The 26,650-nt window shown below is 72.1% G+C and carries 27 protein-coding genes and 1 riboswitch; of the genes, 13 read left to right on the top strand and 14 right to left on the bottom strand.

The genetic code is table 11. From position 1 onward, the window contains the following. Positions 1 to 20: 20 nt before the first annotated feature. Positions 21 to 788 (bottom strand): exodeoxyribonuclease III, encoded by a 768-nt coding sequence (gene xth, locus HNQ58_RS00385; protein WP_183946801.1) that lies wholly within the window; start codon positions 786 to 788, stop codon positions 21 to 23. An 81-nt stretch (positions 789 to 869) separates the two neighbouring features. Between xth and ltaE the strand changes: the two genes are divergently transcribed. Beyond that, positions 870 to 1,886 (top strand): low-specificity L-threonine aldolase, encoded by a 1,017-nt coding sequence (ltaE, locus tag HNQ58_RS00380; RefSeq protein WP_183946800.1) that lies wholly within the window; start codon positions 870 to 872, stop codon positions 1,884 to 1,886. Positions 1,887 to 1,937: 51 nt separating this feature from the next. On the opposite strand, the gene HNQ58_RS00375 is transcribed toward ltaE, so the two are convergent. The 3 genes from HNQ58_RS00375 to HNQ58_RS00365 all read right to left on the bottom strand — a co-directional run bounded on the left by HNQ58_RS00375 (position 1,938) and on the right by HNQ58_RS00365 (position 5,157). Then, entirely contained in the window at positions 1,938 to 2,516 is a 579-nt protein-coding gene (locus HNQ58_RS00375; protein WP_183946799.1) for a hypothetical protein, read from the bottom strand. 119 nt (positions 2,517 to 2,635) lie between these two features. Beyond that, a complete protein-coding gene (locus tag HNQ58_RS00370) occupies positions 2,636 to 4,678 on the bottom strand; it encodes a M3 family metallopeptidase (protein ID WP_183946798.1) in 2,043 nt (680 codons plus the stop codon). A 62-nt stretch (positions 4,679 to 4,740) separates the two neighbouring features. After that, complete coding sequence (locus tag HNQ58_RS00365; RefSeq protein WP_183946797.1) at positions 4,741 to 5,157, bottom strand: DUF6491 family protein; 417 nt, start codon at positions 5,155 to 5,157, stop codon at positions 4,741 to 4,743. A gap of 161 nt (positions 5,158 to 5,318) precedes the next feature. On the opposite strand from HNQ58_RS00365, the gene HNQ58_RS00360 reads away from it, so the two are divergent. Beyond that, positions 5,319 to 8,609, top strand: coding sequence for a S41 family peptidase (locus tag HNQ58_RS00360; RefSeq protein WP_183946796.1), 3,291 nt, complete (start codon positions 5,319 to 5,321; stop codon positions 8,607 to 8,609). Positions 8,610 to 8,660: 51 nt separating this feature from the next. Here HNQ58_RS00360 and HNQ58_RS00355 read toward each other — a convergent pair whose 3' ends face one another. After that, positions 8,661 to 10,082, bottom strand: a complete 1,422-nt coding sequence (locus HNQ58_RS00355) for a coniferyl aldehyde dehydrogenase (protein ID WP_183946795.1) — start codon at positions 10,080 to 10,082, stop codon at positions 8,661 to 8,663. Positions 10,083 to 10,273: 191 nt separating this feature from the next. On the opposite strand from HNQ58_RS00355, the gene HNQ58_RS00350 reads away from it, so the two are divergent. Next, on the top strand, positions 10,274 to 10,813 hold the full coding sequence (locus tag HNQ58_RS00350; RefSeq protein ID WP_183946794.1) for a gamma carbonic anhydrase family protein: 540 nt from the start codon (positions 10,274 to 10,276) through the stop codon (positions 10,811 to 10,813). Between the two features lie 21 nt (positions 10,814 to 10,834). On the opposite strand, the gene HNQ58_RS00345 is transcribed toward HNQ58_RS00350, so the two are convergent. The 8 genes from HNQ58_RS00345 to HNQ58_RS00310 all read right to left on the bottom strand — a co-directional run bounded on the left by HNQ58_RS00345 (position 10,835) and on the right by HNQ58_RS00310 (position 17,293). Beyond that, positions 10,835 to 11,089 (bottom strand): YkgJ family cysteine cluster protein, encoded by a 255-nt coding sequence (locus HNQ58_RS00345; protein ID WP_183946793.1) that lies wholly within the window; start codon positions 11,087 to 11,089, stop codon positions 10,835 to 10,837. Position 11,090: 1 nt separating this feature from the next. Continuing rightward, positions 11,091 to 11,936 (bottom strand): shikimate dehydrogenase, encoded by an 846-nt coding sequence (gene aroE / locus HNQ58_RS00340; protein ID WP_183946792.1) that lies wholly within the window; start codon positions 11,934 to 11,936, stop codon positions 11,091 to 11,093. 5 nt (positions 11,937 to 11,941) lie between these two features. Beyond that, entirely contained in the window at positions 11,942 to 12,928 is a 987-nt protein-coding gene (hemB, locus tag HNQ58_RS00335; protein ID WP_183946791.1) for a porphobilinogen synthase, read from the bottom strand. A 62-nt stretch (positions 12,929 to 12,990) separates the two neighbouring features. Then, positions 12,991 to 14,016, bottom strand: coding sequence for a chorismate transformation FkbO/Hyg5 family protein (locus HNQ58_RS00330; protein WP_183946790.1), 1,026 nt, complete (start codon positions 14,014 to 14,016; stop codon positions 12,991 to 12,993). Between the two features lie 106 nt (positions 14,017 to 14,122). After that, positions 14,123 to 14,605 (bottom strand): DUF3299 domain-containing protein, encoded by a 483-nt coding sequence (locus HNQ58_RS00325; RefSeq protein WP_221301091.1) that lies wholly within the window; start codon positions 14,603 to 14,605, stop codon positions 14,123 to 14,125. A 116-nt stretch (positions 14,606 to 14,721) separates the two neighbouring features. Continuing rightward, on the bottom strand, positions 14,722 to 15,981 hold the full coding sequence (locus HNQ58_RS00320) for an ABC transporter permease (RefSeq protein ID WP_183946788.1): 1,260 nt from the start codon (positions 15,979 to 15,981) through the stop codon (positions 14,722 to 14,724). Continuing rightward, positions 15,978 to 16,694 carry an ATP-binding cassette domain-containing protein gene (locus tag HNQ58_RS00315; RefSeq protein ID WP_183946787.1) on the bottom strand — a complete coding sequence of 239 codons (717 nt, stop codon included), beginning with the start codon at positions 16,692 to 16,694 and terminating at the stop codon, positions 15,978 to 15,980. The genes HNQ58_RS00320 and HNQ58_RS00315 overlap by 4 nt, the downstream gene beginning before the upstream one ends. Beyond that, the gene (locus HNQ58_RS00310; RefSeq protein WP_183946786.1) at positions 16,691 to 17,293 is read right to left on the bottom strand and encodes a ZrgA family zinc uptake protein; all 603 of its coding nucleotides are present in this window, start codon (positions 17,291 to 17,293) and stop codon (positions 16,691 to 16,693) included. The genes HNQ58_RS00315 and HNQ58_RS00310 overlap by 4 nt, the downstream gene beginning before the upstream one ends. 297 nt (positions 17,294 to 17,590) lie before the next feature. On the opposite strand from HNQ58_RS00310, the gene HNQ58_RS00305 reads away from it, so the two are divergent. The 7 genes from HNQ58_RS00305 (at position 17,591) to rpmG (ending at position 22,282) form a co-directional block, all read left to right on the top strand. Further along, entirely contained in the window at positions 17,591 to 18,058 is a 468-nt protein-coding gene (locus HNQ58_RS00305; protein WP_183946785.1) for an SPFH domain-containing protein, read from the top strand. A 74-nt stretch (positions 18,059 to 18,132) separates the two neighbouring features. Beyond that, entirely contained in the window at positions 18,133 to 18,771 is a 639-nt protein-coding gene (rsmG, locus tag HNQ58_RS00300) for a 16S rRNA (guanine(527)-N(7))-methyltransferase RsmG (protein ID WP_183946784.1), read from the top strand. A 46-nt stretch (positions 18,772 to 18,817) separates the two neighbouring features. Continuing rightward, a complete protein-coding gene (locus HNQ58_RS00295; RefSeq protein ID WP_183946783.1) occupies positions 18,818 to 19,606 on the top strand; it encodes a ParA family protein in 789 nt (262 codons plus the stop codon). Continuing rightward, positions 19,591 to 20,508: a ParB/RepB/Spo0J family partition protein gene (locus tag HNQ58_RS00290; protein ID WP_409617719.1), complete on the top strand. Its 918-nt coding sequence runs from the start codon at positions 19,591 to 19,593 to the stop codon at positions 20,506 to 20,508. Before HNQ58_RS00295 ends, HNQ58_RS00290 begins: the two co-directional genes overlap by 16 nt. 10 nt (positions 20,509 to 20,518) lie before the next feature. Then, positions 20,519 to 21,484: an NAD-dependent epimerase/dehydratase family protein gene (locus tag HNQ58_RS00285; protein ID WP_183946781.1), complete on the top strand. Its 966-nt coding sequence runs from the start codon at positions 20,519 to 20,521 to the stop codon at positions 21,482 to 21,484. Positions 21,485 to 21,867: 383 nt separating this feature from the next. Next, entirely contained in the window at positions 21,868 to 22,104 is a 237-nt protein-coding gene (gene rpmB / locus HNQ58_RS00280) for a 50S ribosomal protein L28 (protein WP_183946780.1), read from the top strand. 13 nt (positions 22,105 to 22,117) lie between these two features. After that, positions 22,118 to 22,282: a 50S ribosomal protein L33 gene (rpmG, locus tag HNQ58_RS00275; RefSeq protein ID WP_019398349.1), complete on the top strand. Its 165-nt coding sequence runs from the start codon at positions 22,118 to 22,120 to the stop codon at positions 22,280 to 22,282. Positions 22,283 to 22,392: 110 nt separating this feature from the next. On the opposite strand, the gene HNQ58_RS00270 is transcribed toward rpmG, so the two are convergent. Then, positions 22,393 to 22,707 (bottom strand): hypothetical protein, encoded by a 315-nt coding sequence (locus tag HNQ58_RS00270; RefSeq protein ID WP_183946779.1) that lies wholly within the window; start codon positions 22,705 to 22,707, stop codon positions 22,393 to 22,395. 252 nt (positions 22,708 to 22,959) lie between these two features. After that, positions 22,960 to 23,066: riboswitch (SAM riboswitch) on the top strand. Between the two features lie 85 nt (positions 23,067 to 23,151). On the opposite strand from HNQ58_RS00270, the gene metX reads away from it, so the two are divergent. Genes metX through HNQ58_RS00255 form a run of 3 tightly spaced genes read left to right on the top strand, consistent with a single transcriptional unit; the run spans position 23,152 to position 26,478 of the window. After that, positions 23,152 to 24,171, top strand: coding sequence for a homoserine O-succinyltransferase MetX (gene metX, locus HNQ58_RS00265; RefSeq protein WP_183946778.1), 1,020 nt, complete (start codon positions 23,152 to 23,154; stop codon positions 24,169 to 24,171). Between the two features lie 43 nt (positions 24,172 to 24,214). Further along, the gene (metB, locus tag HNQ58_RS00260; protein ID WP_183946777.1) at positions 24,215 to 25,396 is read left to right on the top strand and encodes a cystathionine gamma-synthase; all 1,182 of its coding nucleotides are present in this window, start codon (positions 24,215 to 24,217) and stop codon (positions 25,394 to 25,396) included. Positions 25,397 to 25,419: 23 nt separating this feature from the next. Continuing rightward, the gene (locus HNQ58_RS00255; RefSeq protein ID WP_183946776.1) at positions 25,420 to 26,478 is read left to right on the top strand and encodes a homoserine dehydrogenase family protein; all 1,059 of its coding nucleotides are present in this window, start codon (positions 25,420 to 25,422) and stop codon (positions 26,476 to 26,478) included. Positions 26,479 to 26,650 lie beyond the last annotated feature (172 nt).

Genomic DNA, 26,650 nt, shown 5'->3' with positions numbered 1-26,650 from the left:
GCTGGACGGCGACCTCGCCCTCAGTCCGCCAGTTCGGCGATGACCGGCGCGTGGTCGCTGGGCCGCTCCCAGGTGCGCGGCTCGCGGTCGATGCTGGCGGCGGTGCAGCGGCCCCTGAGCGTATCGGACAGCAGCACCAGGTCGATGCGCAGGCCGAGATTGCGGCGGAAGCCGGCGGCGCGGTAATCCCACCAGCTGTAGTGACCGCCCTGGTCATGGTGCAGGCGGAAGCTGTCGTGCAGGCCGAGCGCCAGCAGCCGTCGCAGGGCCTCACGCTCGGGCGTCGAGCACAGGATCTGCTCGCGCCAGGCCTCCGGGTCGTGCACGTCGCGGTCGTCGGGAGCGATGTTGAAATCGCCGAGCACGATCAGGTTGGGATGGCGCGCGATCTCGGCCGCCAGCCAGTCGTGCGCCGCATCCAGCCAGCGCAGCTTGTAGTCGTACTTCTCGTCGCCGACCGCCTTGCCGTTGACCACGTACAGGTCGACCACGCGCAGGTCGCCGACCGTCGCCGCGATCACCCGCTTCTGCTCGTCCTCGAAGCCGGGAATGCCGACCTGCACGTCGCGCGCCGGCTCGCGGCTGAGGATGGCGACGCCGTTGTAGGTCTTCTGTCCGGCGAACACGCTGCGGTAGCCGAGCTCGGCGAGCGCGGCCGCGGGAAACTTGGCGTCCTCCAGCTTGGTTTCCTGCAGGCCGACGATGTCCGGCTGCCGATCCTTCAGCCACTCGACCAGGTGCGGCAGGCGGACGTTGAGCGAATTGACGTTCCAGGAGGCGATCTTCATCGCGGCAGTGTAGCCAAGTGCCGGCTTCCTGCAGCAGCGGCGGCTTGCGTATGCTGGCCCGCCCCACACCGGAGCCTGCCGATGAACGACTGGATCGACCTGCGCTCGGACACCGTCACCCGCCCCACGCCGGCGATGCGCGAGGCCATGTTGCGTGCCGAGGTCGGCGACGACGTGTATGGCGAGGATCCGACCGTCAATGCGCTGCAGGACCGGCTCGCCGCCGAGCTCGGCTTCGAGGCGGCGCTGTTCGTGCCCAGCGGCACGCAATCGAACCTGCTGGCGCTGATGAGCCACTGCGAGCGCGGCGACGAATATCTGGTCGGCATGGACGCGCACACCTACAAGTACGAGGGTGGCGGCGCGGCGGTGCTGGGCTCGATCCAGCCGCAGCCGGTACCGCACGCCGACGACGGCACGCTGCCGCTGGACGCGCTGGCGAGCGTGATCAAGCCGGTCGACCCGCATTTCGCCCGCACCCGCCTGCTGTGCCTGGAGAACACCTGGCACGGCCGCCCGCTGCCGCTGGACTACCTCGCCGCCGCGCGCCGCTTCTGCGCTGCGCACGGGCTGGCACTGCATCTGGATGGCGCACGGCTGTACAACGCGGCGGTGGCCTGCGGCGTGCCGGCGCGCGAGATCGCGCGGCACTTCGACAGCGTCTCGGTGTGCTTCTCCAAGGGCCTGGGCGCGCCGGTCGGCTCGGTGCTGGCCGGCAGCCGCGCACTGATCGGGAAGGCACGCCGCTGGCGCAAGGTCGCCGGCGGCGGCTGGCGCCAGGCCGGCATGCTGGCGGCGGCCTGCCTGCATGCGCTCGATCATCACGTCGCGCGCCTCGCCGAGGACCACGCCCGCGCCGCGCGACTGGCGGCCGGGCTGCGCGGCCTGCCCGGCCTCACCGTCGCCGGCCAGCACACCGGCATGGTCTTCATCGAGGTGCCGGCCGAGCGCCTGCCGGCGTTCAAGGCGCACATGGAGGCGGCGCGCATCCGCCTGTCGATCGGTTATCTGCCGACGATCCGCATGGTCACGCACCTGGACATCGACGACGCCGGCATCGAGCGCACGCTCGCGGCGTTCCGCGAATTCTTCCGCTGATCCCTCCGCGCTGACGCGGCGACCGCGCGGGCGGTCGCCGCGCGCCGACGGTCAGTACTGGAGCCGGTACGGCCCACGCCGGTCGAGGCGGATGCGGTCGATCTCCGGATACACGTCGACCGGCTCGCCGGGGACCTCCGGCGTCAGGCAGACCGGCGCGTCGCCGGGCACCGGCTGCAGCACCGAGCCTGGCACGAGCGGCAGCGGTGTGTCGTCGCGCAGCACCAGCCAGATTGCGTCGCCCCCGGCTTCGATGCGGTAGCTGAAGCCCGAGCCATGCATCGGGTAGCCCATCGCCGGGTACGGCGTGCCGCTGCAATCGGCCGCGGCGAAATAGACCAGGCCGTCGTCCGGAACGGCGGCCGGCCGCATCAGGCCGTCGCCGCCCAGCACCAGCGGCACCGGCACGCCGCCGTAGGGCGTGACCAGCAGCACGCCGCTGGAATACTCGAATTCGTTGATCCGCACATAGGGCAGCCACGGCCCCTGCGCCTTGCCTGCGGCGTCGAGCACCACCGGCGCGCCGGCCGCCTTCGCCGGTGGCCCCTTGCCGCTGTTCGCAAACGAAAAGCCGGCGAACGAAGCGCCGGCCAGCACCAGACACAACCCCGCGAGCAGACCCTTCCTCATGGTGCACTCCTGCGTTGGATGGACTCCCCCCGGCGTCATCGTGCACAACGCAGGCGGGCCGCGCCTGCGGTCAGGCCGGCCGCCCATTCACGAAGCCGGGCGGGCGCTCTGCCCGTCGCTCAGGCGGCCAGACCGTAGCTGCGCAGCAGCGCCTCGGGCGAGGGCTCGCGGCCACGGAAGGCGACGAAGCTTTCCAGCGCCGGGCGCGAGCCGCCCACGGCGAGGATCTCGCGGCGGAAGCGCGCGCCGGTGGCGTGGTCGAACACGCCGGCCTCCTCGAACGCGGCGAAGGCATCGGCACTGAGCACTTCCGCCCACAGGTAGCTGTAGTAACCGGCCGCGTAGCCGCCGGAAAAGATGTGGGTGAAGGCGTGCGGGAAGCGGTGCCACTCGGGCGGCCTCACCACCGCCACCTCGCGCCGCACCTCGTCGAGGATCTCCAGTACCCGCCCGCCGCGCGCCGGGTCGAATTCCAGGTGGAGGCGGAAGTCGAACAGCGCGAACTCGAGCTGGCGCACCAGGAACAGCCCGGCCTGGAAGTGGCGTGCGGCCAGCATCTTCGCGTGCAGCTCATCCGGCAGCGGCGCACCGGTCTGGTAATGGCGGGCGAACAGGCCCAGCGTCTCACGCTGCCAGCAGAAGTTCTCCATGAACTGGCTGGGCAGCTCGACCGCATCCCATTCCACGCCGCTGATGCCGCCCACGCTCGGCCAGTCCACCTCGGTCAGCATGTGGTGCAGGCCGTGGCCGAACTCGTGGAACAGGGTGAGCACGTCGTCGTGGGTGAGCAATGCCGGCTTGCCGTCCACCGGCGGGGCGAAGTTGCAGGTGAGGAAGGCCACCGGCCGGTGCAGCTCGCCGTCGTGGAAGCGGGCGCGGCACACGTCCATCCAGGCGCCGCCGCGCTTGCCGGTGCGGGCATGAAGGTCGGTATAGAAGCCGGCGCGGACCGTGCCGTCGGCATCGACCACGTCGAAATAGCGCACGTCCGGATGCCACACGTCGACGCCGTCGCGCGCGCGGAAACTCACGCCGAACACGCGCCCGGCGATGGCGAACAGGCCGTCGATCACCGCCGGCAGCGGGAAGTAGGGCTTGAGGTCCTCCTCGCTGAAGTCGAAGCGGCGCTGGCGCAGTTTCTCGCTGGCGTAGGCGATGTCCCAGGGTTGCAGCTCGTCGTAGCCGAGTTCGGCGCGGGCGAAGTCGCGCAGCGCGTCGAGCTCGCGCGCGGCGACGGGCTTGGCGCGGGCGGCGAGGTCGTGCAGGAAGGCCAGTACCCGCTCCGGCGTGCCGGCCATCTTGTCGGCCAGCGACACGTGCGCGGCGCTCGGGTAGTCGAGCAGCCGCGCGGCCTCGTGGCGCAGGGCGAGGATCTTCTCGATGCGCGCGGAGTTGTCGAAGCGGCCGCCATGCGGCCCCTGGTCGGAGGCGCGGGTGTTGTAGGCGGTGTAGAGCTCCCGGCGCAGGGCGCGGTCGTCGGCGAAGGTCAGGATGGCCTGCACCGAGGGCCCCTTGAGCGTGGCGAGGTAGCCCTCGACGCCCCGCTCCTGCGCGGCCTGGCGGAAGATCGCCCGTGCCGAATCCGGCAACCCGGCCAGCTCGGCCTCGGACAGCGGGCGCGCCCAGGCGTCGGTGGCGTCGAGCACGGCTTCCTCGAATTCGGTTTCGAGTTTGCTCAGTTCGTTCTGGATCGCCCGGAAGCGCGAGCGCGCCGGCTCCTCCAGCGCCACGCCGCTGAGGCGGAAGCTGCGCAGGCTGTCCTCGACCAGGGTGCGCCGCGCGCGGTCGAGGGCGGCGAACTCGGGCGACTCGGCCAGCGCCTTCACGGCGGCATACAGGTCGCGGTTCTGGCCCAGCTCGGTGCTGTGCTCGGTGAGCTTTTCCAGCGCGGCGTTGTAGGCCTCGCGCAGCGCCGGCGAGTCCTTGACGCCGTGAAGGTGGGAGACCGGCGCCCAGACGCGGCCGAGGCGTTCCTCCAGCCGCTCCAGCGGCGCCATCAGGGTGGCGAAGCCGCGCGCCTGCGGATCGGCGACCAGCCGCTCGACGGCGGCGCGGAACTCGGCGAGGACGGCATCGACCGCCGGGTTCACGTGCTCCGGGGCGATGGCGGAAAAGGCGGGCAGCTCGCTGTCCGCGAGCAGGGGGTTGTCGGCGGTATCCATGCCGCCTAGGTGGCGGGCGGGGGCGTGGAATTCAAGGTGGGCACGCGGCTCGGGGCCCGGCCTCACTCCCGCATCACCGGCCGGCGGGCCGCGGCGCGGTCGGCCTCCAGCCGGTCCAGATCGAGCTGCTGGATGCTGCGGATGCGGCAGCGCTCGGTGCCGGCCTCGACGTGGTCGACGCCGGGGCGCACGCGGCCGGTACGGGCGCCGATGCGCAGCATCACGCTGTGCTCCAGCGCCCGGCATGGCTGCTCCAGGCGCAGCAGATAGGCGCGGCCCACGCGCGTCCAGACCACGATCTCGCCGGGGCCGGCCTCGTCCCAGTGGCTCAGCCGCGAGAACGGAATCTCCGGCAGCAGCGGGCCGGCATAGCGCTGGTACTGGATCGGCGGTTCGCTGCGGACGCGCTTCTCGGCGCCGCCGGCGCAGGCGGTCAGCAGCGCGGCGAACAGGGGAATGATGAAACGGAAACGTGACATGGCCCGGCCCTCCTCGGGGACACTGGTGCAGGACGTCGTGGCGTGGCCCATCGTCGCGCCGCGGGGCGACTTTCGCCATACGCCCGCCGCGCCCGCTTCCCGTATTCTCGGTCCGTTTTGCCGCCGCCCGCGCGCGGGCGCTCGCATCTACGGAGGATCGAATGAAGTTTCCGCGTCTGCGCTGGCTGGGGCTGCTGGGCCTCGGCGTCGCCTCCCTCGCGCTGGCCGAGGCCGGCTACTACCGCCACCCCGCCGCGCACGGCGACACGCTGGTGTTCACCGCCGAGGGCGACCTGTGGGCGGCCTCGTTGAACGGCGGCCCGGCGCGGCGGCTGACCACGCACCCGGCCGAGGAATCGCAGGCGGCGATCTCGCCGGACGGGCGCCGGATCGCCTTCGCCGCCAACTACGACGGCGCCACCGAGGCCTACGTGATGCCGCTCGCCGGCGGCGCGCCGGTGCGGGTCAGCTTCGAGGGCGGACGGGTCGCCATCGCCGGCTGGACGCCGCGCGGCGAGGTGGTCTACGCCACCGACAACCTCGCCGGCCCGAGCTGGCGCAGCGTGCTGCGCACGGTCGACCCGGACACGCTCGAACGCCGCGAACTGCCGCTGGCCGACGCCAACGAGGCCGCCTTCGACGACGCCGGCCACGTCTACTTCACCCGCTTCGGCCTGCACATCACCGGCGACAACGCCCGCGAGTACCGCGGCGGCGCGATGGCGCAGCTGTGGCGTTTCGCGCTCGCCGGCGGCGACGAGGCGGTGCGGCTGGCGGCCGACCATCCCGGTTCGCTCAAGCGGCCGATGTGGTGGCAGGGACGGCTCTATTTCGTCAGCGATGCCGCGGGCGGCACCGACAACCTGTGGTCGATGGACGCCGACGGCGGCGACATCCGCCAGCACACCCGCCACGCCGACTTCGAGGTGCGCGGCGCGCGCCTGGCCGACGGCCGCATCGTCTACCAGCACGGCGCCGATCTGCGCGTCTACGACATCGCCAGTGGCAGCGACCGCGTCATCGAGGTGTCTCTCGCCAGCGATTTCGCCCAGCGCCGCGAGCGCTGGATCAAGCAGCCGCTCGCCTTCCTCACCTCGGCCAGCTTCGCGCCGAACGGCGAGCGCGTGGCGCTGACCGCGCGCGGCCGCGTCGCGCTGGCCGGCACCGGCCCGCTGCGCCGCATCGAGATCGCGCTGCCGGCCGAGCAGCGCGCCCGCAACGCCGTGCTCAGCCCGGACGGCAAGTGGGTGTACGCCATCGCCGACGGCACCGGCGAGCACGAGGTGTGGCGCTTCCCCGTCGACGGCTCGCCGGGCGGCGAGCCGCTGACCCGCGACGGCGACAGCCACCGCTGGCGCGTGCTGCCCTCGCCGGACGGCAAGTGGCTGGCGCACGACGACAAGCGCGGCCGGCTGTGGCTGCTGGAGCTGGCCACCGGCCGCAACGTGCAGATCGACGCGCTCACCCCGCACGGCGGCGACCAGTACAGCGACATCGTGTGGTCGCCGGACAGCCGCTTCCTCGCCCTGGTGCGCCCCGACAGCCCGCGCCGCCGCGACCAGGTGCTGCTCTACTCGCTCGCCGAGCGCCGCCTCGCCACCGTCACCAGCGACCGCTACGAATCCTTCTCACCGGCGTTCACGCCCGACGGGCAGTGGCTGTACTTCCTCTCCAATCGCAACTTCCAGCCCACGCCCGGCGCGCCCTGGGGCGACCGCAACATGGGCCCGGCCTTCGACAAGCGCGCCAAGGTCTACGCGGTGGCGCTGCAGGCCGGGCTGCGCTTTCCGTTCCGGCCGAAGGACGAGCTGGGCGGCGAGCCGAAGAAGAACGGCGACGACAAGAACAACGGCACCGCGCCGGTGAAGGTCGACTGGGACGGCCTCGCCTCGCGCCTGCACGAGGTGCCGCTGGCGCCCGGCAACTACCGCAACCTGCAGACCGACGGCGAGCGCCTGTACCTGCTCGACGCCGAGGCCGGCCCGGAGCCCAGGCCCACGCTCAAGACGCTGGCGATCGCCGGCGACGCGCCGCAGCCGGAGGTGTTCATGGCCGAGGTGCGCGACTACGCGCTGTCGGCCGACCGCAGGAAGCTGTGGCTGATGAAGTGGACGCGCAACGGCCCCGCCGGCGACATGTTCATCCTGCCCGCCGGCGCCAAGGCGCCGACCGACGCCGCCGCGCTGGCGAAGGGGCAGGTGCGGGTCGGCGACTGGTCGTTGCCGATCCTGCCCGAACGCGAGTGGCGGCAGATGTTCGCCGACGCCTGGCGCATGCACCGCGACTTCCTGTTCGACCCGAACATGCGCGGCCTCGACTGGCCGGCGCTGCGCGACAAGTACGCGCCGCTGCTGGCGCGCGTCGCCGACCGCGGCGAGCTCGACGACCTGCTCGGCCAGATGATGGGCGAGCTGGGCGTACTGCATTCGCAGGTGCGCGGCAGCGACCTGCGCCGCGATGCCGAGGCCGCCGTCGCCGCTTCGCTCGGCGCCGCCTTCGAGCGCGTCGCCGACGGCGCCCGCATCGCGCGGATCTGGCGCTCGGACCCCGAATTGCCGAACGAGCGTGCGCCGCTGGCGCAGCCTGGCGTTGAACTGCGCGAGGGCGACGTGATCCTGGCCGTCAACGGCCGGCCGGTACGGGACGCCACCGACATCGCCGTGCTGCTCGCCAACCAGGCCGGCCAGCAGGTGCTGATCGACTACCGTCGCGGCAACGCCGCCCCGGCGCGCGTGGTCGCCACGCCGGTGGCGATGGACCGCGACGCCGCCCTGCGCTACAGCGACTGGGTGCAGGGCACGCGCGAGCGGGTCGAGCAGGCCGGCGGCGGCCGGATCGGCTACCTGCACCTGCGCGCGATGACCGCCAACGACATCGCCGACTTCGCCCGCGAGTTCTATGCCAACGTCGACCGCGAGGCGCTGATCGTCGACGTGCGCCGCAACCGCGGCGGCAACATCGACAGCTGGGTGATCGAGAAACTGCTGCGGCGCGCCTGGATGTTCTGGCAGCCCCCGGGCCGCAGCCCGTACCCGAACATGCAGCAGACCTTCCGCGGCCACCTGGTCGTGCTGATCGACAACCTGACCTATTCCGACGGCGAGACCTTCGCCGCCGGCATCAAGTCGCTCGGGCTGGCGCCGCTGATCGGCCAGCGCACCGCCGGCGCCGGTGTCTGGCTGAGCGACCGCAACCGGCTCAGCGACAACGGCATGGTGCGCGTGGCCGAGAATGCGCAGTTCGCGCCGGACGGGCGCTGGCTGATCGAAGGCCGCGGCGTCGCCCCCGACATCGAAGTCGACAACCCGCCGCACGCCACCTGGCGTGGCGAGGACGCCCAGCTTGCCGCCGCGCTCGCCCACCTTCAGCGGAAACTGCGCGAGCAGCCGATCGCCCCGTTCCAGGGCGAGCCGATCCCGCCGCGCGGCCGCAACGGCGCCGACGTGCGTTGAACACCGCCCGGAGGCCCGGCGGCCGGCAGCTCCGGGTCGTGTACTGGGCGCTCAGCGCGTCAGCAGCTTCACCAGCCGGTCGGCCAGGCCGCGGTAGGGCGGCCTGAACAGGTCGAAGCCGGCGAAGCGCGCCTGCCGGAACACCGGCATCGGCTTGCTGAAGGCCAGGAAGCCGGCGTGGCCGTGGTAATGCCCCATGCCGCTGGCGCCGACGCCGCCGAACGGCAGGCACGACTGCGCGTTGTGCATCAGCGTGTCGTTGACGGTGACGCCGCCGGCGACGATCTGCGCCAGCACCTTCTCGCGCCGCGCGCGGTCGTCGTCGAACAGGTAGAAGGCCAGTGGCCGCTCGTGCGACTGCACGTACGCGAGTGCCTCGTCCAGGCTGCGGTAGCCGCACACCGGCAGGATCGGGCCGAAGATCTCCTCGCGCATCAGCGCGGTGTCGTCGGGCGGGTCGAGCACCAGCGTCGGCGGCAGGATGCGGCGGCCTTCGGAGAGGGCGGCATCCAGCGGCACCAGCTCGATCACCGGCAGGCGCCGCGCCTGCGCCTCGTCGAGGTAGCCGCGCAGGCGGCGGTACTGGCCGGCGTTGACGATGCGCGTGTAGTCGGGGTTGTCCACCAGCGTCGGGTAGCGCGCGCCGACTTCGCGCCGCAGGGCCTCGACGAAGGCGTCGCGCTGTCCCTGCGGCACCAGCACATAGTCGGGCGCGATGCAGGTCTGGCCGGCGTTGAGCCACTTGCCGCTGGCGATGCGGGCGGCGGCGCGGGCCAGCGGGTAGCCCTCGGCGATCAGCGCCGGCGACTTGCCGCCGAGTTCGAGCGTCACCGGCGTGAGGTTGGGCGCGGCCGCCGCCATCACCTTGCGGCCGACCGCGGTCGAGCCGGTGAACAGCAGGTGGTCGAACGGCAGGCCGGCGAACGCCGCCGCCAGCGCCGGCCCGCCCAGCGCTACCGCGACACGGTCGGCGGGGAACACCTCGGCCAGCAGCTCGCGCAGGCACAGCGAGGTGCGCGGCGTGTGTTCGGAGGGCTTGAGATAGACGTGATTGCCGGCGGCGATCGCGTCAGCGAGCGGGATCAGCGCCAGGTTGACCGGGTAGTTCCATGGCGAGATCACGCCGACCACGCCCAGCGGCTGGTAGCGGATCTCGGCCCGCGCCGGCCAGAACAGCGGGCTGAGCATGCGCCGCCGCGGCCGCATCCAGCCCTTGAGATGGGCGAGCAGGTGGTCGATCTCCTTGAGCACGGTCATGCCGTCGGCGATCGCCGATTCGTGGGGTGAGCGGTGGCCGAAGTCGGCGGCGATGGCGGCGCTCATCGCCGGCAGCTTCGCCTTGAAGGCAGCACGCAGGCGTTCGAGGTCGTCGCGGCGCTGCGCGTAGTCGGGCATGCGCGCCTGCCAGGCGCCGCGCAGGCGACGCAGGGTGGCGGTGAGTTCGGCCGGCGGGGTGTCGGTGGGCGTGTCCATACGGGGGAGTCTAGCGCCCTGCCGGGGGCTGGGGGCAGGATTCGGGAAAGGCCATCACAGCCTCGTCATCCCGGCGAAAGGGCCGCTGCGAGCGAAACAGCTCGAGTGCCGTGCCGCCACATGCTCTACGCGCTTCCGATTTCCGATTTCCGATTTCCGGCTACCGGTTCCCACACCCCTACAATGCCCACATGAACCTCCGACCCTTCCAAGGCATCACCCCCACCCTCGGTCAGCGCGTCTGGATCGATCCCGGCGCCCACGTCATCGGCGACGTCGTCATTGGCGACGACAGCTCGGTGTGGCCGGGCACGGTCATCCGCGGCGACGTCAACCGCATCCGCATCGGTGCGCGCACCAATGTGCAGGACGGCGCCATCGTCCACGTCACCCACGAGGGCCCGTTCACCCGGCCGGGCGGCTTGCCGACGATCATCGGCGACGACGTCACCATCGGGCACGGCGCGGTGATCCATGCCTGCACGCTGGAGGACGTCTGCCTGGTCGGCATGCACGCCACCGTGCTCGATGGCGCGACGGTGAGGAAGCACGGCTTCGTCGGCGCCGGCGCGGTGGTCTCGCCAGGCAAGACGGTCGGCGAGGGCGAGCTGTGGCTGGGCAGCCCGGCGCGGATGGTGCGCAGGCTCTCCGACCGCGAGATCGAGGCGCTGCATTACAGCGCGCAGCATTACGTGCGCCTGAAGGACCGATACCTCGCCGGCGGGGCGTAGCCGGCGCGCCGCGGCAGGACATCAGGGCGCGGTCGCGATCTCCAGCGCCGTCAGGTACGCCAGCGCCTGGTCGCGGCTCGCACCGCACATCGCCGGCGTCGGCCGCAGGCCGAGGCACACCGCCGGGCGTTCCGGCCGGCCGAACAGGCGGCAGCGATTCATGCCGTCGAGCTGCACGCAGCGCACGCCGGCCGGCTTGCCGTCCGGCATGCCCGGGATCGGGCTGCTGATCGAGGGCGCGATGCAGCAGGCACCGCAGGCCGCGCGGCAGTCCACCTCAGTCGCCGGTCGCCAACGCCACGTCGCGTTCGCGCAGGGCTTGGTACACCGGCTCGGTGTCGGGGCGCTTGCCGTGCCAGTGGGCGAAACTCAGCGCGGCCTGCTCGACCAGCATCCCCAGGCCGTCGACGGCCAGGCGGCAGCCCGCCGCACGCGCCCAGGCCAGGAACGGGATCGCCACCTCGCCATAGCTCAGGTCGACCGCGGTGGTCAGGCTGTTGACCAGCGACAGCGGCAGGTCCAGCGCCTGGCCGTCGCGGCCGGCCGAGGTGGCGTTGACGATCAGCTCGAAGTCGCCGAGCTCGCGCATGTCCTCCCAGTAGCGGGAGGTGGCGCGATCGGGTTCGCCGAGCCTGTCGCACAGCTCGTCGGCCTTGACCGGCGTGCGGTTGACCACCACCAGCCGCAGCACGCCGGCGTCGAGCAGGGCCGGCACGATGCCGCGCGCGGCACCGCCGGCGCCGAGCAGCAGCACGCTGCGGCCACGCAGGTCGAGGCGGCGGCGCTCGGTGAGGTCGCGCACCAGGCCGGCGCCGTCGGTGTTGTCGCCTTCCCAGCCTTCCGGAATGCGGGTCAGCGTGTTGACCGCGCCGGCGCGCTGCGCACGCGCGCTCAGCCTGGCGCACAGACCGTAGGCGGCCTGCTTGTGCGGCAGGGTGACGTTGGCGCCGACGCCGCCGGCGGCGGCGAAGGTGTCCAGTGCGGCGGCGAAGCCTTCCGGCGTCGCGTCGATCGCTTCGTAACTCAGCGACAGGCCGAACTGGCGGGCGAACTCGCGGTGGATGAACGGCGACAGCGAATGCTTCACCGGATGGCCGAAGACCGCATAGCGCTTGGTGTCCATGGTGTTCACTCCTTCAGCCAGCGCGCCGCGTCGAGCGCGAAATAGGTCAGGATGGCGTCGGCGCCGGCGCGCTTGATCGACAGCAGCGCCTCCAGCGCGCAGGCGCGTTCGTCGAGCCAGCCGTGGCCGGCCGCCGCCTTGAGCATGGCGTATTCGCCGCTCACCTGGTAGACGAAGGTGGGCACGCCGAATTCGTCCTTCACCCGTCGCACGATGTCCAGGTAGGGCAGGCCAGGCTTGACCATCACCATGTCGGCGCCCTCCTCCAGATCGAGCGCGACCTCGTGCAGCGCCTCGTCGCTGTTGGCCGGGTCCATCTGGTAGGTGTGCTTGCTGCCCTTGCCGAGATTGCCGGCCGAGCCGACCGCGTCACGGAACGGGCCGTAGAAGGACGAGGCGTACTTGGCCGAGTAGGCGAGGATGCGGGTGTTGACGAAGCCCTGCTCTTCGAGCGCGTTGCGGATCATGCCGATGCGGCCGTCCATCATGTCCGAGGGCGCGACCACGTCGGCGCCGGCTTCGGCATGCGAGAGCGCCTGCTTCATCAGTGCCTCGACGGTGGCATCGTTGACGATCTGGCCGCGCTCGTCCATCAGCCCGTCCTGGCCGTGGGTGGTGAACGGGTCGAGGGCGACGTCGGTGATCACGCCCAGCTCCGGGAAGCGCGCCTTGAGCGCGCGCACCGCGCGCTGGGCCAGGCCGTCGGGATTCCACGCCTCGCGCGCGTCCTCGCTCTTGGCCTCGGGCGGCGTGACCGGAAACAGGGCGAGCGCGGGAATGCGCAGCGCCAGCGCCTGTTCGGCGAGTTTCAGCAGCTCGTCGATCGACACGCGCTCGACGCCCGGCATCGAGGCCACCGCCGCGCGGCCGCTGTGTTCGTGCACGAACGCCGGCAGGATCAGGTCGTCGGCGGTGAGCACGGTCTCGCGCATCAGCCGACGCGAGAACTCGTCCTGACGCATGCGGCGCGGCCGGGTGTAGGGGTAGCCCATGCAATCCTCCCAGGTGGATTTTTCGATGATAGCGCCGGCCCCTGACGCCGGCTTGATGCGGATCATCCCGCGCAGCGATGGAACCCGTCGATCTCGACCAGCAGCTCGCGGCGGCAGACCTCGCCGACCAGCAGCAGGCGCGGCACGTGGTCGGGCAGATGGCGCGCCAGTCGCGCACGTACTGCCGGCAGATCCTCCTGTCGGCGCACGTAGACGCGCAGCGGGCTGTCGGCGCCGAATGCGGCCGGCAACCCGGGGCGCTCGGCACGCGCCACCAGCAACAGGCTGTCGAGGTTGCGGAAGACCTCGTCGAACTGTGCGGCGAGGTCGCCGGCATGCATCGAGGCATGCCCGACCACCGCCGCGGTGCCGGAAATCAGCAACGGCAGTGCCGGCGAGGCCGGCAGCAGCGCGCGGGTGAAACCGGGCGGCTGCGGGCCGTACTGGCGCGGGTAGCGGAAGGCGCTGACCTGGCGCGGGTTCTCCAGCGGCGTGCCGGGTTCGCGCGCGGCCAGCCAGTACACCTGCAGCACGCGGCGGCCATCGTGGCAGCCGATCGCGGTCGCCGCCGGGTAGCGCGGCCAACGGCCGCGCAGACCGCGTTCGCGGCCGACGCAGAACTGCCGGTAGCGCTCGGCGTCACCATCGCCTTCGGTGATCGCGTCGATGTAGTTCCACGCCTTCTGCACGTGACCGAAGCCGTTGTCGGCGAGCCAGCCGCACAGCCGGTCGTAGGCGGCCTCGGCGGCGACGGCGATGCCGCCGGCCGGCGCCTCGTCGACCTCGATGGCGCCGAAGGCCAAACCACCGCCCACGGCGGTGGCGATGCCGCCGCGACGGTCGGCGCTCACCTGGCCATCGACACGCCAGACCTCGAACGGCGCCGCGCCATCGGGCTGCAGGTTCACCCGCAGATAGCGCGGATCGTCATGGCGCGCGGGCGCGCCCGCGCCGAACCCGAACACGGCCAGGACCCTGCCGTCGGCGAGCAGGCCATCCAGCGATGCCCGGACGTAATCCACACGCAGGCGCGCCGCGCCGAGGACGGCGGGCTGCGGGGGCAGCGACGCGGGATGCGGGGTGGACATGCCGGAAACAGGCGGGGCGCGGCGGGAGCGCAATGATACGTGGCCGGGCGCCACGCCGCCGAGAGGCCGCGTCCGCTGCCGGGCCGCCCGGGGCGGTCGCCGGCGCTTACTGGTACGGCACCACCCGCACCGGGTCGATGGCGTAGGACGACTTCGCCATCGCGTTCTCGACCTGGCGGATGCGCAGCGTGCCCTCCACCCAGTACGGATCCCAGATGTCGACCATCGGCAGCGGCTTGTCCGGCTTGACGTGGATGATCTGGTTCGGCGGCGGCGGCGGCACGTGGATGCAGGCGCCGAAGTAGGGCACCAGGAAGAACTCCAGGATCTCGTTCTGCGGGCTGACGCTGATCGGCACGATGTAGCCGACCAGCTTGCCCTCGACGCCGTCCATCCTGTCGACGGTCTTGGCGCTGTCGAACTGCACGGCCGGGCCGGTGCCTTCGTGGTCGATGCTGGCCTGCAGCTTCTCCAGCAGGGCGATCTCCTCGGGCGGCATCAGCTCCAGCCAGTCGATCTCACGGTAGTCCTTGGCCAACGCCGCGACGGCGAGCAGCCACAGGGAGAGGAACAGAAGAATGCGTTTCATGGGCAGGGCTGGGGGCTGGGGGTTGCGGGAGCGTGCGCTTCCCATTGTCCGTCATCCCGGCGTTCGCCGGGATGGCGAGGCTTCGAGGCTCTTTCCCGGGTCCCGGGTTCCGAACCTCATGTCCGGATGCTCATGCCGTCGGCGACCGAGCGCCGGTAGGCCATCAGCGCCGGCAGCAGGCCGACCACGCCGGCCGCGCCGATGACGATGCCGAGCAGTTTCCACTCCGCCGCCGACGGCCAGCCGGGCGCGACCGCGATGCCGTACTGCGCCTGCAGCCACGGCGCCAGCGCGAACACCAGCGCCTGCAGCAGCAGCAGGCCGAGCAGGGCCCCGGCGGTGGCCAGCAGCAGGGCTTCGAGCAGCAGCAGCGCCAGCACGTGACGCGGACCGGCGCCGACCGAGCGCAGGATCGCCATCTCCCGGCGGCGCTCGCTGAGCGTGGCCAGCAGCACGGTCAACAGACCGAGCAGGCCGGCCAGCACCACGCAGGCGGCGGTGACCTGCAGCGCGCGCTCGGCGGTACCGAGCAGGCGCCAGAGCTGCTGCAGGGCCACGCCCGGCAGCACCGCGGTCAACGGCTCGGCGCGGTACTCGTTGATGTGGCGCTGCAAGGCGAACACCGCCATGCGGTCGGACAGGCCGAGGTAGAAGGCGGTGATGCTGCGTGGCCGCAGCCGCTCGGGACCGAGCTGCGACGGGTCGGGGGCGCGACCGATGCGGGTGCCGGCGCGCCAGTTGAGGTGGATCGCCTCGATCGCCTGAAGGCTCACGTACACGCCCTGGTCGATCGGCGTGCCGGTCGGCGCCAGCACGCCGACCACGGTGAACGGACGGTCGTCGTGCTGCTGCGGATTGACTGCGGCGGTGCCATGGGCGAGCACGATCTGCTCGCCGAGGCGGTAGCCGAGCCGGCGCACCACCTCGGCGCCGAGCACGGCGTCGAACAGTTCGGCGAACGGCCGCCCCTGCGCGAACTCGATGCCACGCTCGCCGGCGTACTTCACATGCTCGAAATAGCCCGGCGTGGTGCCGACCACGCGGTAGCCGCGGTGCGAGTCGCCGAGTGCGATCGGCACCGTCCAGGCCACGCCGGGCTGGCCGGCGATGTCCTCGTAACTGGTCCAGGACAGGTTGTTGGTGGCGTCGCCCAGGCGGAACACCGAATACAGCAGCAGCTGCACCGGATGCGAGCGCGCGCCGACGATCAGGTCGGTGCCGGCGACGGTGCGCAGGAACGACTCGCGCGCGTCCTGCCGCAGCCGCTCCACGCCGAGGAACAGCATCACGCTCACCGCCACCGTCAGCACCGTCAGCAGCACGGTGAAGCGGCGGTTCCACAGACTGGCGGCAGCCAGGCGCAGCAGCTCGCTCATGCCGCGGCCTCCCGCACGCCACCGGCACGATTGAGCGCCGGCAGGCTGAGCACGCGGTCGAAGCCGGCCTGCAGCGCGCGGTCATGGCTGACGAACAGCAGCGCCGCGCCGGTGTGCGCGCACTCGGCGAACAGCAGACGCATGAAGTCGGCGCGGGCGTCGGCGTCGAGCGCCGAGGTCGGCTCGTCGGCCATCACCAGCTCCGGCGCGCCGATCAGCGCGCGCGCGGCGGCGACGCGCTGCTGCTGGCCGACCGACAGCGCATCGGCGCGGCGGCGCAGGATGTCCGGGTCGGCCAGCCCGAGCGCGCCGAGCAGGCGCGCGGCGGCGGCGTCGAGGCTGCCGTCGCGTTCGATCGCGCGGGCGCGGCGGCGGCGCGAAAAGCGGCAGGGCAGCAGCACGTTCTCACGCACCGACACGAACGGCAGCAGGTTGAACTGCTGGAAGACGAAGCCGAGATGGTCGCTGCGCACGCGGTCCCGCTTGCGTGCGGGCAACGCCGTCAGCGACTCGCCGCCGAGTGTCACCTCGCCGGCCTGCGGCGCCAGCGTGCCGGCGAGCAGGTTGAGCAGCGTGCTCTTGCCGCTGCCGCTGGGACCGAACAGGAACACCCGCTCGCCCGCGGCGAGCGAGAATTCGGGAATGTCGAGCAGCGGGCGCGCGCCCCAGCCGAAGCGCAGTCCCCGCACGGCCAGTACCGGTGCCGCGCTCATCGTGCCCGCGGCACCGCGATGCGGTCCTGGCCGGCACGCAGCACACCGCCGTCCTGGCCGGTCGGCGCAAGCAGCTGCCAGCGCACTTCCTCGGTGCCCGGAAACGCGCGGAACAGCGCATGGCGGATGCCGCGCAGCCGTTCCGGCGCCGCGCACTCGAAGCGGTAGTCGGCGTGCCAGTCGCCACCGTGGCCGTGGCCATCATCGTCAGCATGGTCAGCATGGGCATGGCCGTGGTGCTGGTGGCCGTGCGCCTGGCCGTGCGCCGCCTTGCCGCCGCCGGGCGGGGTCACCGCGGCTGAGACCGCCCGGCAGGCCGCCTCGGCATCCGGCTGGAACAGGGCCGACGCGTCGGCCAGCGCCGCTTCGGCGGCCGCCCAGGCGGCATGCTGTGCCGCGCTCTCCGGCGCGTGCTCGAAACCGACGATGTGGTGCCCGGCGGCCTGCAGGCGCAGGGCCACGCGACCACCGTCGACCACGATGTCCAGATGGGTCACGCCGTGCTCATGGGCATGGCCGCCGCCGGCCCGGACCGGGGCGGCGAGGGCGGCGAGGGCCGCGGCCAAGACCGCAGCGGAGACGAGGGAGCGGGTGTTCACGTGTGGCTGCTCATCAAACCGGATGTCGTTACACCATAACAAGAACAGCCGCCCCGCACAGCCGGCCCGGGCCAGACGCGCTGCCGCGGCCGTTCCGGACGGCGGCTGGCACCGACAGGCCACAAGCCGCGACGGCAAAGGGTTCGGCACGGTTTTTGCGACGCGATTCACGGGAGGTTGCAGTGCGCGGGCGTAAATTTATGGTTAATCGCTGGTTAACCTGTTGCGAAGACAGGCAGGCATACTAGAATCGGTCTCACAAGATCGCCGTAACAGGCTGATATACAAGACACAAACATGCACGCCGCGCCGCTGGCCATCGTGATCGCCCTGTTGCTCGCCACGCTGCTGCTGGCGTCGCTGCGGCGGGTGCCGGAAGGGCAGGTGTACACGGTGCATCGTTTCGGCCGCTTCGTGCGCGCCCTTCCCCCCGGACTGCACCTCGTCGTGCCGCTGGTCGACCGGATCGCCCACCAGGTCCACCTGATCGGCCACCACGTCGAGCTGCCGGCGCGCCCGCTCGGCCGGACCACGGCCAGCGCCGACCTGTACTACCAGATCCTTGATCCGCTGCGGACCGGCGATGCGCTCGACAGCGTCGACGAGGTGGTGCTGCGGCAGGCCGACGCGGTGCTGGCGGAAGTCGGCCCGCAGGCCGAGAACGGCTGGCCGGTCGCCGCCGAGGCGCTCAAGGCCGAGCTGAACCGGCGCATGGGCGGCCTGGGCCTGCGGATCATCCGCTGCTCGCTGCACCCGGGCGCCTGAGCCGGCCGCCGGTCACGGCCGGCCGCGACGCGGCGGGGTAGACTTCCCGCCGCCATCGTCGCCGGAATCCCCGCGTGAACCCCCTCGCCCACCTGCGGCCCGCGCTCGATGCGGGCCTTGTCGAACTCGGCCTGGCCGCGCCGGCGCTGTCCGCACGCCTGCTCGACTACCTGGCGCTGCTGGACCGCTGGAACCGCGCCTACAACCTCACCGCCATCCGCGACCCGCGCGAGATGGTGGTCAAGCACCTGCTCGATTCGCTGGCGATGGCGCCGTTCGTGGGCGACGAAACACTGGCCGACCTCGGCACCGGCCCCGGCCTGCCCGGCATCCCGCTGGCGCTGGCGCGGCCGGGATTGCGGGTGACCCTGGTCGAGTCCAACGGCAAGAAGGCGCGCTTCCTGCGCGAGGCGGTGCGCCGGCTGGGTCTGGCCAACGCCCGCGTGGCCGGATGCCGCGCCGAGGCGCTGGACGAACCGGGCGCCTACGACTGTCTTACCGCCCGCGCCTTGGGTACCCTTGCCGAACTCGTTCGCGTCGGCGGCCACCTGCTCAAGCCCGGGGGGCGGCTGCTGGCGATGAAGGGCCTCGCGCCCGCGGACGAGATCGCCGCCCTGCCTCCGGACTGGCACGCGAGCGCGGTGCATGCCCTGCGTGTGCCGGGCCTGGACGCCGAGCGGCATCTGGTCGTCGTCACCCGGCGTGCCGCCTGAGGCGCGCCGTCACAAGCACGCGGCACGAAGCCGCGCGGAGTCGTCCATGACGCGCATCATCGCCATCGCCAACCAGAAGGGCGGCGTCGGAAAGACCACCACCGCGGTCAATCTCGCGGCGGCGCTGGCCGAGGTGCCGCGCCGGGTGCTGCTGGTCGATCTCGACCCGCAGGGCAACGCCACCATGGCCTCGGGCGTGGACAAGCGCGAACTGGACACCTCCGCCTGCGAGGTGCTGCTGGGCGAGGCCGAGGCTGCGCAGGCGATCGTCAGGGCGCCGGAGGGCTTCGACCTGCTGCCCAGCAACATCGACCTGACCGCCGCCGAGGTGCGGCTGATGGACGAGGATGCGCGCGAGCAGCGCCTGAAGCGCGCGCTCGCCGCCGTGCGCGACGGCTACGACTACATCATCATCGACTGCCCGCCGGCGCTGTCGCTGCTCACCCTCAACGCCCTGGCCGCCGCCGACGGCGTGCTGGTGCCGATGCAGTGCGAGTATTTCGCGCTGGAGGGCCTGTCGGCGCTGATCGACACCATCGAATCGCTCAAGCTCAAGGTGAACCCGCAGCTGGAGATCGAGGGCATCCTGCGCACCATGTTCGACGTGCGCAACAACCTCGCCAACGCGGTCAGCGGCGAGCTGACCCGCCACTTCGGCGACAAGGTGTTCCGCTCGATCGTGCCGCGCAACGTGCGTCTGGCCGAGGCGCCCAGCCACGGCCAGAGCATCCTGCGCTACGACATGGGCTCGCGCGGCGCGATCGCCTACCTCGGCCTCGCCGGCGAGCTGGTGCGGCGCCACCACGCCCGCCAGAAGACATTGGAGACTGCATGATGGCAGCCAAGAAACGCGGCCTCGGCCGCGGCCTGGAAGCCCTGCTGGGCGGCCACGACAAGTCGCCGGCCGAAGAAGCCGCCTCCGGCGAATCGCTGCGCACGCTTCCCGTCGATGTGCTGCAGCCGGGCAAGTACCAGCCGCGTACCGGCATGGACCCGGCCAAGCTGGCCGAGCTGGCCGACTCGATCCGCGCCCAGGGCCTGATCCAGCCGATCGTCGTGCGCGCCATCGCGCCGGTGAACGGGCAGGACCGCTACGAGATCATCGCCGGCGAGCGCCGCTGGCGCGCCGCCCGCCAGGCCGGCCTGACCGACGTGCCGGTGGTGCTGCGCGAGGTCGACGACCGCGCCGTGATCGCCATGGCGCTGATCGAGAACATCCAGCGCGAGGATCTCAACCCGCTGGAAGAAGCGCAGGCGCTGCAGCGGCTGATCGACGAGTTCCAGCTCACCCATCATCAGGCCGCCGAGGCAGTGGGGCGCTCGCGCGCGGCGGTGTCCAACCTGCTGCGCCTGCTGGAGCTGCCGCAGGAGATCCGCCACCTGGTCGAGACCCACGCCATCGAGATGGGGCACGCCCGCGCCCTGCTCACGCTGGCGCCGCAGGCCGCCATCGCCCTGGCGCGCAAGGCCGCCGAAGAGGGCCTGAGCGTGCGCGAGGTCGAGCGCCGCGTGCAGCAGATGGCGCAGGGCAAGGTGCCGACCAGGGGCGCCGCCAAGCCGGCCAAGGCGCCCGCCGATGCCGACATCGCCGCGCTCGAGCGCGAGCTCAGCGAGCGCCTCAACGCCCGGGTCGCCGTGCAGCACGGCCGCGCCGGCAAGGGCCGACTGGTGATCCACTACCACGGCGTGGACGCGCTCGAAGGCATCCTCGAACGGCTGCGCGGCCCGGCCGACTGACGCCGCGCCCATGACCGTCCTCGTCACCGGCGCGGCGGGCTTCATCGGCGCCTACGTCTGCCGCGCGCTGCGCGCGCGCGGCGAACACGTGGTCGGCCTGGACAACTGGAACGACTACTACGACCCACGGCTCAAGCGCGACCGCGTCGCCGCACTGTGCCCGGACCTGCGCATCGCCGCGCTCGACCTGACCGACCGCGCCGGCCTGGACGCCCTCTTCGACGAGCTCGCGCCCAGCCGCGTCGTCCACCTCGCCGCCCAGGCCGGCGTGCGCTACTCGCTGCACAACCCGCACGCCTACGCCGACAGCAACCTCACCGGTTTCCTCAACCTCCTGGAAGCCTGCCGGCATCGCGGCATCGCGCATCTGGTCTACGCCTCCTCCTCGTCGGTGTACGGCGCCGGCGCCGTGCCGCCGTTCCGCGAGGACGCGCGGATCGACCGGCCGCTGTCCCTCTACGCCGCCACCAAGGTCGCCAACGAGGCGATGGCCTACAGCTACGCCCACCTCTACGGCCTGCGCTGCACGGGCCTGCGCTTCTTCACCGTGTACGGCCCCTGGGGCCGCCCCGACATGGCGCCGCTGCTGTTCAGCCGCGCCGTGCTCGCCGGCCGGCCGATCGAGGTGTTCAACCACGGCCGGATGCGGCGCGATTTCACCCACATCGACGACATCGTCGCCGGCGTGCTCGGCGCGCTCGACCACCCGTCGACGGACACGCCACCGCACCGCGTCTTCAACCTCGGCAACCACACCCCGGTCGAGCTGGAGCGCTTCATCGCCGTGATCGAGCAGGCCGCCGGCCGGCCGGCGCAAAAGCTCTACCGGCCGATGCAGGCCGGCGACATGCCCGAAACCATGGCCGACACCGCCGCCGCGCAGGCCGCATTCGGCTTCGAGCCGCGCACCGCCATCGAGGACGGCCTGCCGCCGGTGGTGGCCTGGTGCCGCGACTACTTCGGCGACCGGGTCTGACACACACAGAGGCAACAACACGCACGGAGAAGAGCGGAGAACGAGCGCAGGACGCGGAGCAGTTTCGATCAGCCCTCCTCCGTGCCCTCCGCTTTTCTCCCCACCTCCGTGCGTGCTGTTGTGCGTGCTGTTGTGCTTGCAGGCATCCGCCCGCCAGAGAAACCTGCTTGCAATCAGGCGCTTGCGCACCGCATAATGCGCGGCTCGCTGCGCCCCGCCCATTCGGGGCCCGCCGCCGGAAGCGCGATCTCCGGCCCGGGCGCGACAGCCGAAACGGCCGAGAAATCAGCCACTTGTACCCTCCCGCATCGCGCTCGGCACCGCCCGAGGGGCCGCTGCCTCCCTGGCCAAGGGAAGCCCAACCGATACCAACGAGGTGCGTCATGGCCCGCGTATGCCAAGTCACCGGCAAGGGCGTGCAGACCGGCAACAACGTCTCGCACGCGAACAACAAGACCCGTCGCCGCTTTCTTCCCAACCTGCACGAGCGCCGCTTCTGGGTGGCCTCGGAGAACCGCTGGGTGAAGCTGCGTGTTTCCACCCAGGCCCTTCGCACCATCGACAAGAAGGGTATCGATACCGTCCTCGCCGAGCTGCGCGCTCGCGGCGAGAAGATCTAAGGAGGATTGAGCCATGGCTTCCAAGCGCGACAAGATCCGCCTGATCTCCTCGGCCGGCACCGGCCACTTCTACACCACCGACAAGAACAAGAAGAACACGCCGAACAAGATGGAGATCAAGAAGTACGATCCCGTCGTTCGCAAGCACGTGATCTACAAGGAAGGCAAGATCAAGTAAGCCTTCCCGCCGCGGCCCGCCGCAGCGCGAAACGCGAAGCCCGCCTCCCGGCGGGCTTTTCTTTTGGGCTTCCCGGCGGCCGCGACTTGCGCTGCGGCTGCGACAGCGTCTCAGGCCGCCGGCGGCGTCCAGCCCGGCGGCTTCGGCCGCGTGTGCGGATTGGGCCGCTCACGATGGCTCCACAACTGGTGCACCCACCACAGCGCCACCGGGCCGAGCAGCCACTGCGCCGCGCGGGCGAAGTCCGGCGTGCCCGCCTCGGCGAGCGCGTAACCGCCGCCGCCCACGGCCAGCAGATAGATCACCAGCGCGCCGACGTGATAGCGCGCAGGCTCGGGCAGCCGACCGACACCAGCGAGATTCACCAGCAGGCCGAGGAGGTAGATCGCGAGCAGGGCCAGCAGCACGAAGCGCAGCATGTCCATCGGAAGGCTCCTCCGGAACCGAAAGGTGGTGCAGGCAGTAGCAGCACCGTGCCGCATGCCGCTGCGGCGCGCAAGCGGAACCGCACCCGCCGGCCCGGAAAATACATCTCTTTGTCCGGATGAAAATGGCGTATTGATGACAAAGAATCCTTTCTAATCAGGCAGATAACTCCATCGCTAACCGGAGATTTTTCGCGTAGCACCGAAAAACACCTTGACCATCCGGGGCGATGACCGTAGCCTGCGCGAACCGACTCATCGAGACCGGCTGAGGGACAGGCCCTTGGACGCCGGGGCAACCAGCGGTACACCCGCCAGGTGCCAATTCCTGCGATGGCGATGCCATCGACAGATGAGCAGACTTCCGCGGCGCAGGCCGCGGACCGGGCGTGCCGCGGACGGGCTCGCTGGGTCGGTAGCCGTTTCCCGATCCGTGATGCCGCCATGACGCCGATCCCGCCCGCCGACCGCGACTCCGAACCCTTCCGCCTGCCTGCCCTGGAACCGCCCTATCGCGGCGTGCTGACCCTTCGTCTGCGCCCGCGTCGCGGTGGCCCGGAGGCGCTGCTGCGCCTGCGCTACAGCCTGCAGGGCGACGTCACCCGGCCATGGCGCGCCGTGCTCGGCGGCATCTCCGCCGGCGAGACACCGGGCGGCACGGACGGCTGGTGGCGCGTGCAGGTCGGCGCCGGCCTCGCCATCGATCCGGCCGACGGCGCGGTGCTCGGGCTGGAGTACATCGGCGCGCCGCCAGCCGGTTGGCACGGCGTGGACAGCGCCGACCAGGCCGACGCGTTGGCCGCGGCGCTCGACGCACTCGGCGCCGACACGGTCGCCGCGGTGATCGGCGCCTCCTATGGCGGCTGCGTGGCGCTGGCCTTCGCGGCGCGTCATCCGCGCCGCGCCGCACGCGTGCTGGCGATTTCCGCCGCCGACCGGCCGGCGCCGATGAGCAGCGCCCTGCGCGCGCTGCAGCGGGCGCTGCTGCGCGACGGCCTCGCCCGCGGCGAGGGCCAAGCCGCCACCGCGCTGGCGCGCGCGCTCGCCATCACCACCTACCGCAGCGAGCGCGAATTCGCCGAGCGCTTCGACGGCGAACCGGTCTGGCGCGACGGCCGCTGGCGCTGGCCGGTCGAAGACTATCTCGACGCCCAGGGTCAGGCCTTCGCCGCCCGCTTCGACGCCACCCGCTACCTCGCGCTGTCCGAATCGCTGGACCTGCACCGCGTCGACCCGGCGGCGCTCGACGGCGCGAGGCTGCATCTGCTCGCCGTCGCCGAGGATCGCCTGGTGCCGGCCGAGGACGTGCGCGCGCTGGCCGCGCGCTGCGGCGCGGATTTCAGCCTGATCCATTCCCGCTACGGCCACGACGCCTTCCTGAAGGAAGAGGCCGCCATCGCCGACTGGCTGCGCGCGCGCCTCGCCGCGCCGGAGCGAATGCGCGGGCGGGCGCTGCCCGCCTGATCCGCGACTCGCTCCCACACTCCCGCTTCCAGAGGACTCCACCATGAGCCTGCATCCGCAGACGCTGGCCGTGCGCGCCGGCATCGACCGCGACGACGCCTTCGGCGCCGTCATCCCGCCGCTGCACCTGAGCAGCAACTTCTCCTTCGCCGGCCTGAACGGCAAGCGCCGCTACGACTACACCCGTAGCGGCAACCCCACCCGCGACCTGTTCGCCGAAGCGTTGAGCGAACTCGAAGGCGGCGCCGGCGCCGTCGTCACCGCCAGCGGCATGGCGGCGATCGCGCTGGCTCTGCAGCTGCTCGAAGCCGACGACCTGCTGGTCGCCCCGCACGACGGCTACGGCGGCAGCCAACGGCTGTTCCGCGCCTGGGCCGGGCAAGGCCGGTTCCGCCTGATCGAGGCCGACTTCACCGATCCGCGCAGCCTCGGCGACGCGCTGGCGCAGTCGCCGAAGCTGGTATGGATCGAGACGCCGAGCAATCCGCTGCTGCGCGTGGTCGACATCCGCCACGTCGCCCGGGCCGCGCACGCGGCCGGGGCGCGGGTGACGGTCGACAACACCTTCCTGTCGCCGGCGCTGCAGCAGCCGCTCGCGCTCGGCGCCGATCTGGTCGTGCACTCCACCACCAAGTACATCAACGGCCACAGCGACGTGGTCGGCGGCGCGCTGATCGCCGCCGACGTCGCGCTGGCCGAACGGCTCGGCTGGTGGGCCAACGCCATCGGCCTGACCGGCGCGCCGTTCGACAGCTACCTCGCCCTGCGCGGCCTGCGCACGCTTGCCGTCCGCCTGCGCGCGCACGAGGAGAACGCCGGCGTGCTCGCCGCCATGCTCGACGGCCATCCGGCGGTGCGCGCGGTGCACTACCCCGGCCTGCCGACGCATCCGCAGCACGCGCTGGCCGCGCGCCAGCAGCGCGGCTTCGGCGCCATGCTGAGCTTCGAGCTGGCCGGTGGACTGGCAGCGGTCGAGGCCTTCCTCGCCGGCCTGCGCTGCTTCACTCTGGCCGAATCGCTGGGCGGCGTGGAAAGCCTCGTCGCCCACCCGGCCACCATGACCCACGCGGCGATGCCACCCGAGGCGCGCGCCCGCGCCGGCATCGGCGACGGCCTGCTGCGGCTGTCAGTGGGCATCGAGGACGTGCGCGACCTGGCCGCCGACATCGAGCAGGCGCTGGCGCGCGCGCTCGCGGTCACCCCATGCAGCGAGGTGGCGCGATGAACCCTGTCTTCGAAACCCGCTCCGTGGCCGCCGCCACGGAGGTCGCACCCGCCACGCTCGCCCTGATCGGCACCGGCCAGGTGGCGCAGGCGCTCATCGCGCAGATCGCACGGCTGCGATCGTGCGGTGTGCCGGTGCCGCTGCGGCTGGTGCAGCTCGCCAATGCCCGCGGCGTCTGCACACGCGACACGCCCGACTGGCACGCCCGTCTCGCCGCGCTGGCTGCGCTGCCGCGCGGCGCACGCAACGATCCCACGCCGCGGATCGCCGATGCGGTCGAACTGGTGATCGATCTCAGCGCCAGCGACGCGGTCGCCGCCTGCCATGCCGAGTGGCTGCGCCAAGGCCGTATCGTCGTCACCGCCAACAAATGCGGCCTCGGCGAATCGGCCGCGCGCGCCGAGACATTGCAGGCGCACATCGACGCCGCGCCCTGGCGCTACGGCGACAGCGCCACCGTCGGCGCGGGACTCGGCGCCGTGCGCCGCCTGCGCGAGCTGCGCGCCTGCGGCGAAACCGTGCACGAGATCGCCGGCGTGCTCTCCGGCACCCTGGCCTGGCTGTTCGACCGCTACGACGGCCGCGCCGCCTTCTCGGCCTGCGTGCGCGAAGCGCATGCGCTCGGCCTGACCGAGCCCGACCCGCGCGACGACGTCGGCGGCGCCGACGTGCTGCGCAAGCTGCGCATCCTCGCCCGCGCCATCGGCTGGCGCGTGCCCGACGACGGCGTGCGCATCGACCCGCGCCTGCGCTGCGGACAGGGCGACGATCCGTGGGCCGACATCGCCGCCCTCGACACCGGCATCGCCGCCCTGTTCGCCGAGCGGCCAACAGCGGACGCCCGGCTCGCCGTCGTCGCCCGCGCCCGTCCCGGCGACTACCGCATCGGCATCGAATGGCTGCCGCCCGACGACCCGCTGGCCCAGCGCGGCGGCTGCGACAACGCCATCCTCATCCGCAGCGAACGCTACGCCGAACGCCCGCTGGTCCTGCGCGGCCCCGGCGCCGGCCCCGCCCTCACCGCCGCCGCCGTACTGGAGGATGCGCTGACGGCATGGCGCGCGCAGTCGCGCCAAGGCTGAGCCCACGCCGGAACGATTCCTGCCATGGCATGGCGGCGAGCAGCGAGCGAACGGGGACGGGAGTGGAGCGGGGCCTTGCCCTGCCGGCGGCCGTGATCACGCCTCGTCCCGCATGGCGTCGCCCGCCGGGACGCGGCTTGCGTCGCATCCACCCCTCACCGCCCCCGAATCC

It is taken from the genome of Rehaibacterium terrae (genome assembly GCF_014202935.1).
Lineage (GTDB): Bacteria > Pseudomonadota > Gammaproteobacteria > Xanthomonadales > Xanthomonadaceae > Rehaibacterium > Rehaibacterium terrae.
This window is presented reverse-complemented; position numbering and strand designations above follow the sequence as displayed.

What these genes read in the sequence shown, in the direction of transcription:
- HNQ58_RS00360 (WP_183946796.1), top strand. Translation starts at nt 5,319, where the DNA reads ATGAAGTTTCCGCGTCTGCGCTGGCTGGGGCTGCTGGGCCTCGGCGTC.
- HNQ58_RS00355 (WP_183946795.1), bottom strand. Translation starts at nt 10,082, where the DNA reads ATGGACACGCCCACCGACACCCCGCCGGCCGAACTCACCGCCACCCTG.
- HNQ58_RS00330 (WP_183946790.1), bottom strand. Translation starts at nt 14,016, where the DNA reads ATGTCCACCCCGCATCCCGCGTCGCTGCCCCCGCAGCCCGCCGTCCTC.
- HNQ58_RS00365 (WP_183946797.1), bottom strand. Translation starts at nt 5,157, where the DNA reads ATGTCACGTTTCCGTTTCATCATTCCCCTGTTCGCCGCGCTGCTGACC.
- rpmG (WP_019398349.1), top strand. Translation starts at nt 22,118, where the DNA reads ATGGCTTCCAAGCGCGACAAGATCCGCCTGATCTCCTCGGCCGGCACC.
- rpmB (WP_183946780.1), top strand. Translation starts at nt 21,868, where the DNA reads ATGGCCCGCGTATGCCAAGTCACCGGCAAGGGCGTGCAGACCGGCAAC.
- HNQ58_RS00295 (WP_183946783.1), top strand. Translation starts at nt 18,818, where the DNA reads ATGACGCGCATCATCGCCATCGCCAACCAGAAGGGCGGCGTCGGAAAG.
- xth (WP_183946801.1), bottom strand. Translation starts at nt 788, where the DNA reads ATGAAGATCGCCTCCTGGAACGTCAATTCGCTCAACGTCCGCCTGCCG.
- metX (WP_183946778.1), top strand. Translation starts at nt 23,152, where the DNA reads ATGACGCCGATCCCGCCCGCCGACCGCGACTCCGAACCCTTCCGCCTG.
- HNQ58_RS00325 (WP_221301091.1), bottom strand. Translation starts at nt 14,605, where the DNA reads ATGAAACGCATTCTTCTGTTCCTCTCCCTGTGGCTGCTCGCCGTCGCG.
- HNQ58_RS00375 (WP_183946799.1), bottom strand. Translation starts at nt 2,516, where the DNA reads ATGAGGAAGGGTCTGCTCGCGGGGTTGTGTCTGGTGCTGGCCGGCGCT.
- ltaE (WP_183946800.1), top strand. Translation starts at nt 870, where the DNA reads ATGAACGACTGGATCGACCTGCGCTCGGACACCGTCACCCGCCCCACG.
- HNQ58_RS00350 (WP_183946794.1), top strand. Translation starts at nt 10,274, where the DNA reads ATGAACCTCCGACCCTTCCAAGGCATCACCCCCACCCTCGGTCAGCGC.
- HNQ58_RS00370 (WP_183946798.1), bottom strand. Translation starts at nt 4,678, where the DNA reads ATGGATACCGCCGACAACCCCCTGCTCGCGGACAGCGAGCTGCCCGCC.
- aroE (WP_183946792.1), bottom strand. Translation starts at nt 11,936, where the DNA reads ATGGACACCAAGCGCTATGCGGTCTTCGGCCATCCGGTGAAGCATTCG.
- HNQ58_RS00270 (WP_183946779.1), bottom strand. Translation starts at nt 22,707, where the DNA reads ATGGACATGCTGCGCTTCGTGCTGCTGGCCCTGCTCGCGATCTACCTC.
- metB (WP_183946777.1), top strand. Translation starts at nt 24,215, where the DNA reads ATGAGCCTGCATCCGCAGACGCTGGCCGTGCGCGCCGGCATCGACCGC.
- hemB (WP_183946791.1), bottom strand. Translation starts at nt 12,928, where the DNA reads ATGGGCTACCCCTACACCCGGCCGCGCCGCATGCGTCAGGACGAGTTC.
- HNQ58_RS00315 (WP_183946787.1), bottom strand. Translation starts at nt 16,694, where the DNA reads ATGAGCGCGGCACCGGTACTGGCCGTGCGGGGACTGCGCTTCGGCTGG.
- HNQ58_RS00305 (WP_183946785.1), top strand. Translation starts at nt 17,591, where the DNA reads ATGCACGCCGCGCCGCTGGCCATCGTGATCGCCCTGTTGCTCGCCACG.
- HNQ58_RS00320 (WP_183946788.1), bottom strand. Translation starts at nt 15,981, where the DNA reads ATGAGCGAGCTGCTGCGCCTGGCTGCCGCCAGTCTGTGGAACCGCCGC.
- HNQ58_RS00285 (WP_183946781.1), top strand. Translation starts at nt 20,519, where the DNA reads ATGACCGTCCTCGTCACCGGCGCGGCGGGCTTCATCGGCGCCTACGTC.